This is a genomic window from Rhizobium sp. PvP014 (assembly GCF_017876855.1).
Taxonomy (GTDB): domain Bacteria; phylum Pseudomonadota; class Alphaproteobacteria; order Rhizobiales; family Rhizobiaceae; genus Neorhizobium; species Neorhizobium soli.
The window spans coordinates 2,755,433-2,768,443 of sequence record NZ_JAGIOT010000002.1 but is presented as its reverse complement, the minus strand read 5'-3'; the positions used below and the strand labels follow the sequence as shown (position 1 = coordinate 2,768,443).

8 protein-coding genes are annotated in these 13,011 nt (G+C 62.1%); 4 read left to right on the top strand and 4 right to left on the bottom strand.

Going from position 1 to position 13,011, the window contains the following annotated elements; translation table 11 throughout:
• Window positions 1-2: 2 nt before the first annotated feature.
• Together J3A65_RS17915 and J3A65_RS17910 are read right to left on the bottom strand one after the other, a co-directional pair.
• A complete protein-coding gene (locus tag J3A65_RS17915) occupies window positions 3-446 on the bottom strand; it encodes a thermonuclease family protein (protein WP_209902613.1) in 444 nt (147 codons plus the stop codon).
• Between the two features lie 63 nt (window positions 447-509).
• A complete protein-coding gene (locus J3A65_RS17910) occupies window positions 510-728 on the bottom strand; it encodes a DUF1674 domain-containing protein (protein ID WP_062462846.1) in 219 nt (72 codons plus the stop codon).
• Window positions 729-840: 112 nt separating this feature from the next.
• On the opposite strand from J3A65_RS17910, the gene htpX reads away from it, so the two are divergent.
• From htpX to purH, 4 genes are all read left to right on the top strand, one after another.
• A complete protein-coding gene (gene htpX, locus J3A65_RS17905; protein ID WP_113167277.1) occupies window positions 841-1,830 on the top strand; it encodes a zinc metalloprotease HtpX in 990 nt (329 codons plus the stop codon).
• Window positions 1,821-3,236 carry a transcription antitermination factor NusB gene (locus J3A65_RS17900; protein ID WP_209902611.1) on the top strand — a complete coding sequence of 472 codons (1,416 nt, stop codon included), beginning with the start codon at window positions 1,821-1,823 and terminating at the stop codon, window positions 3,234-3,236. The genes htpX and J3A65_RS17900 overlap by 10 nt, the downstream gene beginning before the upstream one ends.
• Before the next feature lie 101 nt (window positions 3,237-3,337).
• The gene (locus tag J3A65_RS17895; RefSeq protein ID WP_113469243.1) at window positions 3,338-5,011 is read left to right on the top strand and encodes a heparinase II/III family protein; all 1,674 of its coding nucleotides are present in this window, start codon (window positions 3,338-3,340) and stop codon (window positions 5,009-5,011) included.
• A 96-nt stretch (window positions 5,012-5,107) separates the two neighbouring features.
• The gene (gene purH / locus J3A65_RS17890; RefSeq protein WP_209902609.1) at window positions 5,108-6,724 is read left to right on the top strand and encodes a bifunctional phosphoribosylaminoimidazolecarboxamide formyltransferase/IMP cyclohydrolase; all 1,617 of its coding nucleotides are present in this window, start codon (window positions 5,108-5,110) and stop codon (window positions 6,722-6,724) included.
• A 17-nt stretch (window positions 6,725-6,741) separates the two neighbouring features.
• On the opposite strand, the gene J3A65_RS17885 is transcribed toward purH, so the two are convergent.
• Both J3A65_RS17885 and J3A65_RS17880 read right to left on the bottom strand, forming a co-directional pair.
• A complete protein-coding gene (locus J3A65_RS17885; RefSeq protein WP_209902607.1) occupies window positions 6,742-8,130 on the bottom strand; it encodes an MFS transporter in 1,389 nt (462 codons plus the stop codon).
• 25 nt (window positions 8,131-8,155) lie between these two features.
• A complete protein-coding gene (locus J3A65_RS17880) occupies window positions 8,156-12,919 on the bottom strand; it encodes an NAD-glutamate dehydrogenase (RefSeq protein WP_209902604.1) in 4,764 nt (1,587 codons plus the stop codon).
• Between the last annotated feature and the right edge of the window lie 92 nt (window positions 12,920-13,011).

Genomic DNA, 13,011 nt, shown 5'->3' with positions numbered 1-13,011 from the left:
GCTCAGTCACCACAGACCGGCACCATTTTCCGCCCGCCGTCATAGGGTTGAACCAGTCCAGCGAGAAGCAGGTCCGAGCCAGCGCTGCGGCCATCGGGCAGCACGACGTCAGCGACGATGCGGCCGAAATATTTGTCTCCGGTAATGTTGACGAGCTCGATCGTCGCGGACGCTTTTGTCAGTGCCTCCAGGGCCTGCCGCGCGTCGCCGCCGGCTTGCTGGACGGAATGGCACTTCGACTTGAGCTCCGGCGCATCGATGCCCCTGATGCGGACATAGACTTCAACCCGCTGCTGCGGCCAAGGCCGCGCCTCGACCAGGATCGTATCGCCATCGATGACGCGTAGGATCTCGGCAGCAACAGGTCCCGAGATTTCTTCGCGCGCGCGCGCCTCAGCCGCAGGGGCTCCAAAGAGAACAGCAATGAGCGCGAGATATCTGACCATGAAAGGAATAAATTCCGATCATTGGTTGAAGTCAATAGGAATATTTGCTTATGGTTTTACCGCTCAGAAATCGATGGCGCGGCCGTTGATTTCCCAGTCGCCGAAGCGGGCGGGATCGGCGCCGCCGCGGCCGCCGAATTCTTCCGGCGTGTCCGTCTTTGCTGCTGCCTGCCGGCGCTCCTCGGCTTCCTTCAGCGCGCGCTGGGCAGCGGGCGAGAGTGGTTTGCTCGGCGCTGCGGTCTCGATCTGCGTTTCGCTGTTGTCGTTGTCGGGCGTCTGCATTTCATTCACCGGATGGTTTATTGAAAGTCTGAGCGAATTCACCACATTATAGGGCGTTCTGAAGATTTCGAAAACCCTTACACGGGTTGAATTGGCAACGGGAGATATGACGATGAATGTGATGCGCACCGCCATGCTTCTGGCCTTCATGACGGCCTTGTTCATGGGCATAGGCTTCCTGATCGGCGGCAAGGGCGGGATGATGATCGCGCTGGTGATCGCGGCCGGCATGAACCTGTTTTCCTACTGGAACTCCGACAAGATGGTGCTGTCGGCCTATCATGCGCAGGAAGTGGATGCGCAGTCGGCGCCGGAATTTTACCTGATGGTGCAATCGCTTGCGGCCAATGCGGGCCTGCCGATGCCGAAGGTCTATATCTACGATAACCCGCAGCCGAATGCGTTTGCGACCGGCCGGAATCCGGAAAATGCTGCCGTGGCCGCCTCGACGGGTCTGTTGCAAAGCCTGACGCATGACGAAGTCGCCGGCGTCATGGCGCATGAGCTCGCGCATGTGCAAAACCGCGACACGCTGATCATGACAATCACCGCGACACTTGCCGGTGCAATTTCCATGCTCGGCAATTTTGCGTTTCTGTTCGGCGGAAATCGCGGTAACAACAGCAATCCGTTCGGTTTTATCGGTGTGATAGTCGCCATGGTTGTTGCGCCGTTTGCGGCGATGCTGGTGCAGATGGCGATCAGCAGGACGCGCGAATATTCGGCCGACCGTCGCGGCGCCGAGATCTGCGGCAAACCGCTGGCGCTTGCCTCCGCACTCTCCAAGATCGCCGGCACGGCGCGCCAGGTTCCGAATTACGAAGCGGAGCGCAACCCGGCGACGGCGCATATGTTCATCATCAACCCGCTTTCGGGCGAGCGGATGGATAACCTGTTTTCGACCCATCCGAATACGGACAACCGGATCGCAGCACTTCAGCAGATGGCCGGTGAGTTCCGGGGGGACATCGGCGGCGGTGGCTCGACGGGGCAGTCTTCGGCTGCTAGACCGCAGCGAAGCGCGCGCTCCGTTCCGAATTCCGGCTCCGACAGCCGGTGGGGCCGCAGTTCGAACGAACCGCCCAAGGGTCCATGGTCTTGAACGACAAGAAAAACAACAAGCCTTCCAGATCAACTGGCGCGCGGGAAAACCCCACATCCCATGCTCCAGGCTCCCGTCCGGACGCCGGACCGGCAAAGCCGGGGCTCGAAGTCCGCATGACGGCGGCAAAGCTTTTGTCCGCGGCGATCGACAAGAAGATTTCGCTCGATGGTATGCTCGACCTTTCGCATGGCAACCCGGCCTACAAGGCGCTGGGAGATGCCGACCGGGCCCTGACGCGTGCCATCCTGACCACGGCCCTCCGCCATCTTTCGCGGCTCGAAGCGGCGATTTCGTCCATGATCGATACCCCACTGCCGCATGGGGCAAAATCACTGCATCATGTTCTGGTGGTTGCGGCCGCGCAGATCCTCCATCTCGACGTTCCCTCGCATGCGGCAGTCGACTTGGCAGTCGAGCAGGCCAATCGCGATCCGCGCAACCGTCGCTTTGCCAAGCTGGTGAATGCCGTTCTGCGCCGCATGGTGCGCGAAAAGGAAGAGATCCTCGCCGCCACCGCTTCGGTGTCGCCGGTACCGGACTGGTTCCGCAAGCGTCTGGTTGCCGCCTACGGCGAGACCGAGGCCGACAAGATTGCCGAAGCGCAGCTGACGCCGGCCGCCATCGATCTGACAGTAAAGAGCGATGCCAAGGGCTGGGCCGAAAAGCTCGGCGGCAAGCTGTTGCCAACAGGCAGCATCCGCCTGCAGGCTTTCCAGGGATCCGTGACCGGTCTCGAGGGTTTCGAGGACGGTGAATGGTGGGTGCAGGACGTTGCCGCATCCATTCCGGCACAGTTGTTCGGTGACCTCACGGGCAAGCGTATCGCGGATCTCTGTGCGGCGCCCGGCGGCAAGACGGCGCAGCTGGTTGTGGCCGGCGCGCACGTGATTGCCGTCGAGCAATCCGCCAACCGGCTGGCGCGGCTGAAGGAAAACCTGGCACGGCTCGGTCTCGAAGCGGAGCTTTCGAGCGGCGATCTGTTCGAATTCAAGCCGGACGAGTTGCTCGATGGCGTGCTGCTCGATGCACCCTGCTCGTCCACCGGCACCACCCGCCGCCATCCCGATGTGCTCTGGACCAAGGGACCCGAGGATATCGGCAAGCTTGCCGTGCTGCAGGAACGCATGCTGCGGCATGCGGTGAAGCTGGTAAAACCGGGCGGGCTCATCGTGTTTTCGAACTGCTCGCTCGATCCGCTGGAGGGCGAAAAGCTGGTGGCCAAGGTTCTGGCGGATACACCGACACTGGAACGCCAGCCGGTCAGCCCGAGCGATTGGCCGGGTCTGGAATCTGCGGTTTCAGATCTCGGTGAATTCCGCACCACGCCCGCCATGCTGCCGGGCGATGAGACCTTTGCCGGTGGCATGGATGGCTTCTTCGCGAGCGTGCTTCGCGTCAGGTAAGTCTTTATTCACTATAACCTTACATAGTTTCGGTTGATCCATAATCGATTCCGGGCGCTCGGGGAGAGCACCCGGCCCTGCGGAGAATATCTCAAGTGACGATGCGGCTTGCCGATCGCCGAAGGATTCTTGCCTTCGGCATGCGGGAGATCTGGCGACGCATGTGTCGCCGGTCCGCCGGCATGCGCCTTGCTCTGACACCGCTGCCGGTGCCGGACAGGCTGATCGTTGCGCCAACCGACCTGCGATCGATCGATCCCTTCATTGCCGAGGAAATTCTCGAAGGACGCTATCCGCTGGCCGGCCGCGTTCTCGAAACCTTCGGTCATTCGCCGTTCCAGGTCGAGCTTCCGTCCAAGGCGTTTGCCGAGCGGCTGCATTCGTTTGCCTGGTTGCGGCATGTTCGCGCCAACAAGACGGAAGAGGCCTGCGACCACGCCCGTGACGTGGTGGCGGACTGGATCACGCTGCATGGCCGTCGGCAGAGGGGCATCGGCTGGGAACCGAGCGTGGTGGCCGAGCGCGTGGTCGCATGGCTGTCCCACTCGACCGTCCTCTTGCAGGGCGCGGAGGCCGGCTTCTACCGCCGCTTCATGAAGAGCCTGGCGTTTCAGGTTCGCTACCTGCGCAAGATCGCCGGCTGCATTCCCGCCGACGAGACCCGGCTTCGCATCCGCATCGCGCTCGCCATGGCGTCTGTTTCCATGCCTACACGCGCGGCCTTTATCCGTCGCGAAGGTGCGCGGCTCGACCGTGAACTGGAATTCCAGATCCTTGCCGATGGCGGCCATCTCTCGCGCAATCCGCGCTCGATGCTGGATGCGCTGCTCGATCTTCTGCCGCTGCGGCAGACCTATATCAATCTCGGCCATGATCTGCCGCAAAAGCTGATCCCGACGATCGACCGCATCTATCCGGCGCTGCGCTTCTTCCGGCACCAGGATGGTGATCTGGCGCTGTTCAACGGCGCGACGGCGACACCGGCAAGCGAACTGATGTCGGTGCTGCGGTATGACGAAAGCGGCGGCAAGCCGTTCAAGGCGCTGCCGCATATGAACTACCACCGGCTGACGGCGGAGGACACGACGCTGATCGTCGATACCGGCTGGTCGGAGCCGGAATTCTCGCGCACCGCGCATGCCGGTTGCCTCGCCTTCGAGCTCTCGTCGGGCCGCAACAGGTTTATCGTCAACTCGGGCTCACCGAAATTTTCCGGGCGCGGCCACCGCAAGATGGCGCGCTCGACGGCGGCGCATTCGACGCTGACGCTGTCTGAGACGTCATCGAGCCGGATCGCCAAGTCGAAGCTTGCCGGCCCCATCCTGCTTCCCGGCGTCTCAGATGTCACGATCGACCGACGCGACGATGCGCATGGCAACGACTGGCTGCGGGCGACCCATGACGGGTATCTCAAGGAGTTCGGCTATCTCTACCACCGCGAGATCGGCCTCAACACGACCGGCAACAAGATCAAGGGCCATGACCGGCTGTTCGTGCCCGATGGCGAGGAGCCGGGAGACGAGAGACTGGTGGCTGTGGTTCGCTTTCACATCCATCCGGCCATCCGGCTGGTGCGGCGCGACCCCGAAAGCGTCGTGATGCAGGCGAGTGACGGCGAGAAATGGCTGTTTTCGGCGCCGGGTCTCGAGGTCATGATCGACGAGGACATCTTCTTTGCGGATGTTTCCGGCCCTCGCCCGAGCCAGCAGCTGGCGATCGAATTCACCCTGCCCGAGGTCACCGAAATCCGCTGGATGCTGCGGCGCGCCGACTAGCCATTCTTGGAATAGGGTTTCCCTGAAGGGGTAGCTGTGCTAACCGGCGGCCAATCCCTTTTCGCCCTTTTGGGCACCCTCTTTCAGGAGAGACCGATGGCCGTCGCATCCAAGAAAATCCCAGCGCCCGACCGCGTCAAGATCCGCACAGCGCTTCTTTCCGTGTCCGACAAGGCCGGCATCATCGAGCTCGCGAAAGCGCTGACCGAGCAGGGTGTGAAGCTCTTGTCCACCGGTGGCACGCACAAGGCGATCGCGGCGGCTGGTCTTGCCGTCACCGACGTCTCCGAAGTCACGGGCTTTCCTGAGATCATGGACGGTCGCGTCAAGACGCTGCATCCGACGGTGCATGGCGGCCTTCTCGCCATCCGCGACGACGAGGAACATGTCGCGGCGATGAAGAAACATGGCATCGAGAGCATCGATCTTTCGGTCATCAATCTCTATCCGTTCGAGGAAGTGCGCGCAGCAGGCGGCGACTATCCGACGACGGTCGAGAATATCGATATCGGCGGCCCGGCGATGATCCGTGCGTCTGCCAAGAACCATGCCTATGTCACGATCGTCACCGATCCCTCTGATTACACTGCCCTGATCGAGGCGCTGCAGGCCAATGGCGGCGAGACGGACTATGCGTTTCGCCAGAAGCTTGCCGCCAAGGCCTATGCCCGCACCGCAGCCTATGACACGGCGATCTCCAACTGGTTTGCCGAAGCGCTCGAGATCGAGACGCCGAGCTATCGGACGATCGGCGGCGTGCTGAAGGAAGCCATGCGCTACGGCGAGAACCCGCACCAGAGCGCCGGCTTCTACGTGACTGGCGAGAACCGCCCCGGCGTTGCCACGGCGGTGCTGCTGCAGGGTAAGCAGCTGTCCTACAACAACATCAACGATACCGATGGCGCCTTCGAGCTGATCGGTGAATTTGCGGCCGATCAGGGACCGGCTTGTGCCATCATCAAGCACGCCAACCCCTGCGGCGTCGCAACCGGCTCGACGCTGAAGGACGCCTATCTGCGGGCGCTGGCCTGCGACAGCACCTCTGCCTTCGGCGGCATCATCGCGCTCAACCAGCTGCTCGACGCCGAGACGGCGGAAGAGATCGTCAAGCTGTTTACCGAAGTAATCATCGCACCCGAGGTTTCCGACGAGGCGAAGGCGATCATCGCTTCCAAGAAGAACCTGCGCCTGCTGGTGACCGGCGGTCTGCCGGACCCGCGTTCGCGCGGCATTACGGCAAAGACCGTTGCCGGCGGCCTTCTGGTGCAAAGCCGCGACAGCGGTGTCATCGAGGATGTCGATCTGAAGGTCGTGACCAAGCGCGCACCGACGCCGACCGAGCTTGAAGACATGAAGTTTGCCTACAAGGTGGCAAAGCACGTCAAGTCCAACGCCATCGTCTATGCCAAGGACGGCCAGACGGCGGGAATTGGCGCTGGCCAGATGAGCCGGATCGACTCCGCCCGCATCGCCGGGCTCAAGGCCGAAGACGCGGCGAAGGCTATGGGCTGGGCCGAGCCGATGACGAAGGGGTCAGCGGTCGCATCGGAAGCCTTCTTCCCGTTTGCCGACGGTCTGCTTTCGGCGATCGCTGCCGGTGCCACCGCGGTCATCCAGCCCGGCGGGTCGATGCGCGATGCGGAAGTGATTGCGGCCGCCGACGAGCATGGTGTGGCGATGGTGTTTACCGGCATGCGTCACTTCCGGCACTAATCCAGGCTGAAGACTTTCTATCCGGCCGGTCTGTCGGCCGGATAGGGCACGGTCAGAAGCAGGATCAGGCCGGTACCGAGAAAGACGATCAGCGTCGCCATGCCGAGATGGGCCGAGCCCGTTGCATAGGCGACGATGGAAAACGACAGCGTGGCGAGAAAGCTCGTGGCGCGTCCAGACAGCGCGTAGATCCCGAAATAGCGGCCGGCCTCCGAGACATCGATGCTGCGGGCAAGGTATGACCGCGACGAGGCCTGGACCGGGCCGAAGGCGGCACCGATCAGAAGCCCGAACAGGATATAGGCCTTTTCCGCCGCGGTGCCGAACATTCCACCTGAGTCCTCCATGGAAAGCGGCATCAGGCCGAAGAAGACCTCGCCCGGGCTGGTGGAAACGATGCCGAGTGTTGCGATCAGCAGCAGGACGAGACTTGTAACCACCACCGTCTTTGATCCGAGCACGCGGTCGAGGACCCCGGCGGCGATACAGCCGAAAATCGCCACGACATTCAGGATGATGCCGTAGATGCCGATCTCGATGGTCGCCCAGCCGAACATGGCCGCCGCAAACGTGCCGCCGAGAATGATGAGGCCGTTGACGCCATCCTGATAGAGCATGCGGGCAATCAGGAAGCGGACGATGTCGGGGCGATGCTTAAGTTCACGCAGCGTGCCTGCAAGTTCGCGGAAGCCGGAGCCGACGGCCTTTGCGAGAGGCAGGCCTTTCGGGGCGTCCGGCGTGAAGAAGAACATCGGCAGGATGAATAGAAGATACCAGATCGCCGCGATCGGGCCGGTGATGCGCGCGTCCTCGCCGAGCGCCGGATCAAGCCCGAACAGCGGCGGAATGCCGAGGAGCGTCAGACCCGTTTCCGGATTGGCGGCAAGCAGCGCGACGACCGCGATCAGCACGGTCATGCCGCCGAGATAACCCAGACCCCAGGCGATGTTCGAAACCCGGCCGATATCGGCCTTGGATACGAGGCGCGGCATCATGGAATCGTTGAAGACGATGGAAAACTCCGCCGCGATCGAGGCAAGGATGATGCAGGTCACCGGCAGGGTGAGTGGCGAGCCGGGGGCGGCCTGCCAGAGCAGGAGGAGGCTTGCGATCTTGATGAGTGCAAAGCTTGCGATCCATGGCTTTCTGGCCCCCGACTGATCGGCGATCGATCCCAGGATCGGAGACAGGATGGCGATGACGACGGAGGATGCCGTCGCCATGTTGCTCCAGGTGGTCTGGGCGGAGATCGGGTCGTCGGTGAGGCGCGCGACGAAATACGGGCCGAAGATGAAGGTGATGACAACCGTGAAGAACGGCTGTGCCGCCCAGTCGAACAGCATCCAGCCCCAAATGCCGCGCCGGCCTGGTTTGGCCGGCGCCTCGTCAAGTCTTGTCTCGGCCATCTTCTTTTCCCCGGAGCCCCTGCCCTCAAGTCGACCGTGCGTGTGCCAGATCTCCAAGCAGACCGGCGGCGACGGAAATCTTCGAGAGCGTCAGATCGCCGCTTTCGCTGAGGCTCATCAGTTCGGCGCCGATGCGGTTGACGCGCAGTCGATCGCCAGCGATCCAGGCCTCCACCGGCTTCTTGTCCTTGCGGTGCTCGGTCAGGACGGCAATGACGATGTCACGGCGGGCCGATGCGAGCTGTTGCAGGCTGCGTGACAGTGCCAGGCTTTCGTAATGGTCGCTTGTGCCAATCCGCTCGCCGGCCACGATCAGCCGGTTGACGCGGAACGTTTCGGTGACGGCGAAATAGCTCTCGATGGCGCGCGCCATGCTTTCGCCGGTCCGGTCGGCAATCCGCATGATCTCCGGCACGATGACGAGGGCCGATAGCAGGCGTATCTCTTTCACGAGACCGGACGGCGCACCTTCGGCCTCCAGTTCTGCGGCAAGCGGGCCCGTTTCGGCGATGATATCGTCGGTCACGGTGGCGCGCAGCCCCTTGATGGCGGCCCTGAGCCTGGCGATGGCATCAGTCAGTTCCGTCGTGCCGATCTGCGTCTGGAGCGCGAGATAGGTGCCGATGCCGATGATGCGGGTAACCTGGGCGTAGAGATCATTCTGAACCCGGCCGGAGATCTTGCCATCCAGCTGGTCGATTTCGGCCCAGATATTCTCCAGATCGAAGCCGTCGCGAACGAGGAAGAGTGCCTTCACGACATTGGCCGCGGTGGCGCCCGTCATGTCGCTCATCATGTGGATAAAGCCCGGTCCTCCGCGGTTGATGGCTTCGTTTGCCAGCGCCGTCGCGACGATCTCGCGGTGCAGGCGGTGGCCGGCAATATCGGCGGCATAAGCCTTCTGCATTTTCGCCGGGAAATAGGCTTTCAGCACGGAAGCAAAATATGGGTCGTCCGGGATGGTGCTGTCGATGAGTGCGTCGAACAGGACGATCTTCGAGTAGGAGACGAGCACGCCGATCTCCGGTCGTGTCAGCGGTCTCCCACTGGCGTAGCGCTCGGCAAGCTCGGCGTCGTCGGGCAGAGTCTCGACCTTGCGGTTCAGCCGCCCTTCGCTTTCGAGGACCGACATCAGGCGGGCGAGCTGCTCGCGATTGGCGGCACCCTTGCGCTCGACGAGCGAAATCGCCAGTGGTTGCAGGTAGTTGTTGCGCAAGACGAGATGACCCACGTCTTCCGTCATGGAGGCGAGCAGCGTGTTGCGCTTGGCGCGGGTCAGCCTGCCGTCCTGCATGGCCGGATTGAGCGCGATCTTGATATTGACCTCGACGTCGGACGAATTGACGCCTGCGGAATTGTCAATCGCGTCGGAATTGCAGCGCCCGCCGGCCAGCGAATAGGCGATGCGGCCCTTCTGGGTAACGCCGAGATTGGCGCCCTCGCCGATGACGCTGGCACCGACTTCGCCGGCCGTGATGCGGATCGGATCATTGGCGCGGTCGCCCACTTCGGTATCGGTTTCGGACGCGGCCTTGATATAGGTGCCGATGCCGCCGAACCAGAGAAGGTCCACCTTGCTTTTCAGGATCGCCGTCAGGATCTCGAAGGGTGAGGCCGTCATCTTGTCGATACCGATCGCCGCTGCCGCCTGCTTGGTCAGCTTGACGGATTTTTCCGTGCGCGAAATGATCATTGCACCTTCAGACAGCGTCGAGCGGTCGTAATCCTGCCAGCTGGAGCGGGCAAGGGCGAACATGCGGCTGCGTTCGGCGAAGGACTTTTCGATATCCGGATCCGGATCGATAAAGATGTCGCGGTGGTCGAAGGCGGCGATCAGACGGATCTTTTCCGACAGAAGCATGCCGTTGCCGAAGACGTCGCCCGACATGTCGCCGACACCGGCGACCGAGAACGGCGTCGTCTGGATGTCGATGTCCTTTTCGCGGAAATGCCGCTTGACCGCTTCCCAGGCGCCGCGGGCGGTGATGCCCATCTTCTTGTGGTCGTAGCCCGCAGAGCCGCCCGATGCGAAGGCATCATCCAGCCAGAAGCCGGCTTCCTGCGCCAGACCGTTCGCGGTGTCGGAGAAGGTTGCCGTTCCCTTATCGGCAGCGACGACAAAGTAAGGATCGTCCTCATCGATGCGCAGCGTGTTTTCAGGCGGGACCACCTCTCCGTCGATGATGTTGTCGGTGACGGACAGAAGCGTGCGGATATAGGTCTTGTAAGCTTCCTTGCCGGCGTTGAAGAAGGCGTCGCGCGCGGCGGCGGCGGGAAGCATCTTCGGGAAGAAGCCGCCCTTGGCGCCGACGGGAACGATGACGGCGTTCTTCACCTGCTGCGCCTTCACGAGGCCCAGCACTTCGGTGCGATAATCCTCGCCGCGATCCGACCAGCGGATGCCGCCTCTAGCGACCTTGCCGAAGCGCAGGTGAACACCTTCGACTTCGGTGCCGTAGACGAAGATCTCGCGGTACGGGCGCGGTTCCGGCAGGCCGTCGAGCATGTCAGGATCAAGCTTGAACGCCAGCATCGGCTTTGCGCCGCCGTTCTCGTCCACCTGGAAATAGTTGGTGCGAAGCGTTGCGTCGATCGCGTTGACGAAGCGGCGAAGCGTGCGGTCCTCGTCGAGGTTCGGGACGTTGCCGAGCGCTTGCTCGATCGTCTCGTGCAGCTCGGTCAGCTTCCTGATACGGGCTTTTTCGGCAATCTTCGGATCGAACCCGTCGCGGAACAGGCGGAAGACGGAGGCGGAGATTTCCGGATACTTGTTGAGCGTATCGGCGATGTAGGTCTGCGAGTAGACGATGCCGGCCTGGCGCAGATAGCGCGCATAGGCGCGCAGCACGGTCACTTCGCGGGCGGAAAGACCGGCAAGCAGAACGAGTCGGTTGAAGCCGTCATTGTCGATCAATCCCTCGAAGGCTTTGAGGAACGCGTCTTCGAGCCGCTGTCCTTCGCGCGCGAGATCGATCTCACGGGCGCCTTCGAGCTGCAGTTCCATGTCGTGCAGCACGATCCGGTCCGCCTGGGGGCCGGCGTGGATTTCGAATGTCTGCTCGCTGACCACGTGAAAGCCGAGATTTTCGAGAAGCGGCACGCGGCGCGACAGGGAAAGATGCTGGTCGCGGTGGAAGATCTTTAGCGAAACGGTATTGGCATCGTCACCGGGGCGCCGGTAGAAGTCGATGCGGATTGTTTCACCCGCCGCGCAGGCGGCAATATCGGGAAGGTCGGCAAAGGTCTCTTCCGGCGAGAACGCTTCCTGGAAAGCGCGGGTGACGGACAGGCGGGGTCCGTCTTCCGCAAGCAATGCGAACCTGTCTTCCCACGGCGTCGCGATAAGGCGCACAGCCTCCTCGAGCTTTGCCTGCGCGACACGCGGCGTCTTGCCGCCGCTGCGACCAATGATCATATGGACGCGGGCAACGCGGGCTTCCGGGAAGGCCGGGTAATAGGCCGAGACGTGGCCGTCGAAGATCTCGCAGAGATATGCGCCGACCTTTTCGCGGACGATCGAATTATAATCCTCGCGCGGCACGTAGACGATGACCGAAACGAAACGGTCGAAATGGTCGATACGCGGCAGCACGCGCACGCGCGGCCTCTCGCTCAGCTCCATGATCTGTTCGCAGAAGCTCGAGAGCACGTCGAGATCGATCTGGAAGAGATCGTCGCGCGGGTAGGATTCCAGCGTGTTTTCGAGCATGCGGCCCGAATGGCTTTCCGGATCGAACCCGAAATTCTTTTCAATACGGGCGATCTTTGCGCGCAGCAGCGGCACGTCGCGGACGGACTGGGTATAGGCAGTGGAGGTGAACAGGCCGACGATGCGCAGTTCGCCGACCACATTGCCCTTCTCATCGAAGCGCTTCACCCCGACGTAATCCATATAGGCGCGACGGTGCACGACGGATTTGACGTTGGCCTTGGCGACGATGAGGAAATCCGGGCCGTCGAGAAATTCGAGGATTTCTGGCGTCGTCGTGACCTGATCCTTGCCCTGACGCAGGACGAGCACATCCGGATCGGACAGAATGCCGAGGCCCCTGCCCTTGCCGCGCTCCACCTTGGCATCGGCGCCCTTGCCCGAATAGGTGTATTCGCGCATGCCGAGGAAGGTGAAATTGTCGTTCCTGAGCCAGTCGAGAAAAGCATACGCCTCGTCGGCATCGGCCTTCTTGCCTTTTTTAGCGTTGACGAGTTGGGCCTGGGCGTCTTTGAGAACGCCGAGCATCGCGGACCAGCCGGTAATGGCCTGGTGCACCTGGTTAAGAACAAAGCGGATTCGCTCGACCAGCCCGTCGGCTTGCTCGTCGTTGAGCTGAGGCACATGGATCTGGATCAGGCTGATGTGATGGGCCGGGTCGCCGGGTCGCTCGCTCGAGTGAAGCGTCGGCTGCTTGCCGGGTTCGATGACGAGGATCGGATGGACGGCCATCGTGAGGTCGCGATAGGCCGTCGTCACCTCACCCATGACCGAATCGAACAGGAAGGGCATGTTGCGATCGATCACCGTAATGATCGAAACGGGCATTCCATCGGGCTCGACGCCATCGAGTGTCTCGATCGTGACGTCGGCCTTCATGCGCGTCCAGGCTTTCAGCCTTCTGGCGGCATGCCCGGCGCAGAGTGCGAGCATTTCGGGCGTGTAGTTTTCGAGATCGTCACTGCTGGCGCGGCTGAAGATCAGGAAGGGATCGAGATGGTCCTCCATGCCGGAAGCGGCCGCAATCTTGCCCGCCTTCTCGATCTGCTTGTCCCGCTTCGGGTTTTGCCGGCCTGCCATCTGTCTCTCCCTAAATTTTTTCTCAACGTGCGATAAAACGCAGCCAATGTCATTATGCTTTGCCGCGGTGTCTCACCGGTGCTTGCGGCTGG